4 protein-coding genes are annotated in these 3,304 nt (G+C 67.1%); 3 read left to right on the forward strand and 1 reads right to left on the reverse strand.

The window, feature by feature from the left end; all coding sequences use genetic code 11:
• Positions 1 to 458 precede the first annotated feature (458 nt).
• Entirely contained in the window at positions 459 to 1,328 is an 870-nt protein-coding gene (locus ACLU3S_RS36400; protein WP_413956255.1) for an alpha/beta fold hydrolase, read from the reverse strand.
• 35 nt (positions 1,329 to 1,363) lie between these two features.
• Between ACLU3S_RS36400 and ACLU3S_RS36405 the strand changes: the two genes are divergently transcribed.
• The 3 genes from ACLU3S_RS36405 to ACLU3S_RS36415 all read left to right on the forward strand — a co-directional run bounded on the left by ACLU3S_RS36405 (position 1,364) and on the right by ACLU3S_RS36415 (position 3,200).
• Positions 1,364 to 1,615, forward strand: coding sequence for a hypothetical protein (locus tag ACLU3S_RS36405; protein ID WP_413956256.1), 252 nt, complete (start codon positions 1,364 to 1,366; stop codon positions 1,613 to 1,615).
• A 46-nt stretch (positions 1,616 to 1,661) separates the two neighbouring features.
• Entirely contained in the window at positions 1,662 to 1,919 is a 258-nt protein-coding gene (locus ACLU3S_RS36410; protein ID WP_413956257.1) for a hypothetical protein, read from the forward strand.
• Between the two features lie 807 nt (positions 1,920 to 2,726).
• Positions 2,727 to 3,200, forward strand: a complete 474-nt coding sequence (locus tag ACLU3S_RS36415) for an RICIN domain-containing protein (RefSeq protein ID WP_413956258.1) — start codon at positions 2,727 to 2,729, stop codon at positions 3,198 to 3,200.
• Positions 3,201 to 3,304 lie beyond the last annotated feature (104 nt).

Here is a 3,304-nt window from a genome sequence, read left to right on the forward strand (position 1 = left end):
GGCCCTGTCCGCCCTGGCCGCACTCGCCCAGCGCGAACGTCCCGCCACCGTGGCGGTCGCCGCGCCCGAGGCCGTCCAGCCGGCCGTGCACAAGTGACGGCCGCAGCGATGTCGGTGTGGTTCTGACCGACCCTGTCCTACCCGTGGCCTGGGTGCCGCCGGATCACCGGCGGCACCCAGGCCCACCTTTCCGGAGTCCTGATGACCGCGTACCGATTCGGCTTCGGCCGCGAGGTCGCGGTGCCGCCGTGCATGCCCGTGGGGCGGCGGTGAAGCCCCGCGCATTCGCCGACGGATCGATCATGTTGGGCTGTTGGAGCCGGGTGAGCCGATGAGCACGGCCACCACGCCGAGGCGGGCCGGCTGCACCTTCCGTGCAGACGGCCCGCCGCTCACTGGTATGGCAACTCGGTGGGGAGGGACGAGTTCTCCCTCACTGACGAGCTGTCACCCGGCCGTCAGCGGGCCGCCTCGAGGATGGCCTGTGCCACCACCTCGGGCTGGGAGACCATCACGGCATGGCAGGCGCCCTCCGCAATGGTGCTCTTGGCGCCCATGCGCTCGGCGCAGAAGCGCTGGAGGGCGGGAGGGATGATCTGGTCGTTCTCACACACCACGAAGTGCGTCGGGTGCTCGCGCCAGGCCGGCGGTCCGGAGACGAAGCCGAAGCGGGCGGCGTCGCTCGGACCCTGAGCGGCGGCCATGACCCTGGCCTGCTCCGGTTCGACGTCCGGGCAGAAGTACGTCGGGAAGAGGTCCTGCGGCAGCGTGAAGCGCCCCTGCTTGTCGATTTTGAAGTGGGATGCGGACTCCAGCTGTCCGAAGGGCTCGCCGAGGCTCTGCGCGCTCTCGCCGTCGTCGGGGGCGAAGGCCGCGACGTAGACCATGCCGCTCACGTTCGCGGCGCCGTGTGCGGCCTGCGTGATGACCACGCCGCCGAAGGAGTGGCCGACGATGACCACGGGACCCGCCAGCTCGTCGAGCGCGCCGCGGACCTTGGCGACGTCGTCGGGAATCGACGACAGGGGCTGCTGTACAGCGATGGCTTCATGTCCGGCGGCCTGCAAGAGCGGAATGACCCTGCTCCACGAGGACCCGTCCGCGATGGCTCCGTGAACGAGGAGGATGGTGGCTGGAAGCTGCCTCTCGTAGTAGCGGAACAGGACACGAGCGGCATTGACCGCTCGGGCGCTGTTGACGCGTGCCGGGCGACTGGTGCCGAACGTCCTGTGGTGGCCGCGAACGATGGTCGCAGATTGACGGCTTGCAGGTCGAGACGACGCTCCACGGCTCCTTGTGGGCCGTGCGGGGGTTCTCGGACAAGCCATTCAAATAGATCGTAACGACCGGCACTCGACGCGAGTTGATCCGATTCAGCCCCTGGGGCAAGCCCGAGCACGACTTCGTGCTTCGGGCGGAGGACGACGTGGTCGAGGTGCGAGCCGCGGCGGACGACACGGTGCTGGAGACACAGTCCGGCATCAGATCGACCTACAAGGGATACGACCTCACCTCGCCGTGGAGTCCGCTTCAAGTCGGCTATTTCATCGGCTACGCAATGTGGAACTACCTGAGCACCCCCTTCCTCCTCGACTACCGGAGTCTCCTCACGTGAGGGAGAGGCCTGGTCGGAAAACGGAGAGGTCTGGCGAAGGCTTCATGTGGAGTTCCCCTCGTCCATCGCCACACACACCGCGGAGCAGACGTTCTACTTCGGGGACGACGGCCTCCTGCGGCGACTGGACTACAACGTCGATGTGAACGTCGGCGTCGCTGTCGCACACTACGTCAGCGACTACAGGGAGTTCGAGGGAATTCAGGTTCCGACACGACGCCGAGTTCACCGTCGTAACGCCGACAACTCTGCCGGCGAGAACTGGTCCATCGGCATCGACATCGACAACGTAGTGACCGTCTGATCCAGGTGCACGACGTCGCCTTCGCGCTGCCTGATTGCTCAATTCGTCCGCGCCGACGGCCTCTGCGCCGGCTCCGTTTGCAGCAGTGGGACTCGCCTCGTGAGCGCGGCGGCCGGAAGCAGATTGTCCGGTTCGACGCCAGGGTCCGCTGTGACTACGACGCCGGCCGATTGAGCGTCGAATCCGGTCGGCCAGATCGTAAGGTCGCTCGCCAGCGTGCCTTCCAGCCTCGCCCCTCGCAGGTCTGCGCCGGTGAGTCACAGCCCCGAAGGTCGGGGAGCGCAGGTCCGCCATCGAACACGGCGCCCTGGGCGCTTGTAGAGCACGTACAGGATGCCCCTGCAGGCACCGCCGGTCATCCGCCGGCCTCGGGCCGGGAGCCTTCCGCGGTTACGGCGGCAGCAACGGCTCGATCAGCTGCGGCAGTTCATCCTCCACGATCCACGGCTGATTCCCGCACCTCACGAACGGCGGAATCGTCGTACCGGTCAGGCCCGACCAGCACCCATCCACAAGATCGTGCTACGAGTTCTCGATGTTCGTTTCACTCAGAAGTCCTGCCTGACCTTGTGAACGCACATGTGCCCCCTGTACAGGGCGGTGCCACCAGGTCAGAGGCAGTGTCAGTGGCGCTGCTACGCCCCCCCATGGGCCTCCGCGCCACGGAAGGTCCTCCGTCCCGCCGGAAACCGCCTCCTCTCGGACCTTCAGGAGTCGTCGGCGAGTTTCCCCATTTTTCAGACATGGGCGGTCGTGTTCGGGGATCCTGTTGAGGTACCTCTGAAAACCACTGTGAGGAGACCCCCAGTGCGCCGCCCGACCCGGAAAGCCTTCGCCGCCCTCGTCGCCGCAGTCGGCCTCGCCCTCCCCTTCCTCATCCCCACACCCGCCTCGGCTGCCACCGCCACCAGCCGCTTCGCGAACTACCGCTACGGTGACTGCCTGCGCGAGACCTCCGAAACCGGCCTCAAGGGCGACCGCTGCACCACCGGACGCGGCAGCCTCCGGTGGCAGTGGAACGGCCGCCTCAACACCAGCACCACTCTCAAGAACAGCTTCTGGGGCCGCTGCCTCGACAGCAATGACCGGGGCGACGTCTACCCCCTGCGCTGTAACGGCGGCTCGTACCAGAAGTGGCGCGCCGTCCAGCCCGCCGCCCGCAGCGCCGTCATGCTCCAAAGCGTCGGCACGGGCCGCTGCCTCTACCAGCAGGACGACGGCTACTACCGCACTGCCCGCTGCGACCGAGGCGCCCAGAACCAGCGCTTCACCATCGGCTGAACGGATCTCCCGACCGTTTCAAGATGCCGCCGGGCGAGCAGCTCTTCTTTTACCCGAGGCCGGTAGGGAGTCCCTATATCAGCGCACTCGTCACTGGCGCCTAA

Origin of the sequence: Streptomyces sp. AF1A, assembly GCF_047340315.1 — a bacterium.
GTDB lineage: Bacteria > Actinomycetota > Actinomycetes > Streptomycetales > Streptomycetaceae > Streptomyces.

Excerpts from the sequence above, each read along its gene's own strand:
- ACLU3S_RS36400 (WP_413956255.1), bottom strand. The coding sequence starts at position 1,328 with ATGGCTTGTCCGAGAACCCCCGCACGGCCCACAAGGAGCCGTGGAGCG.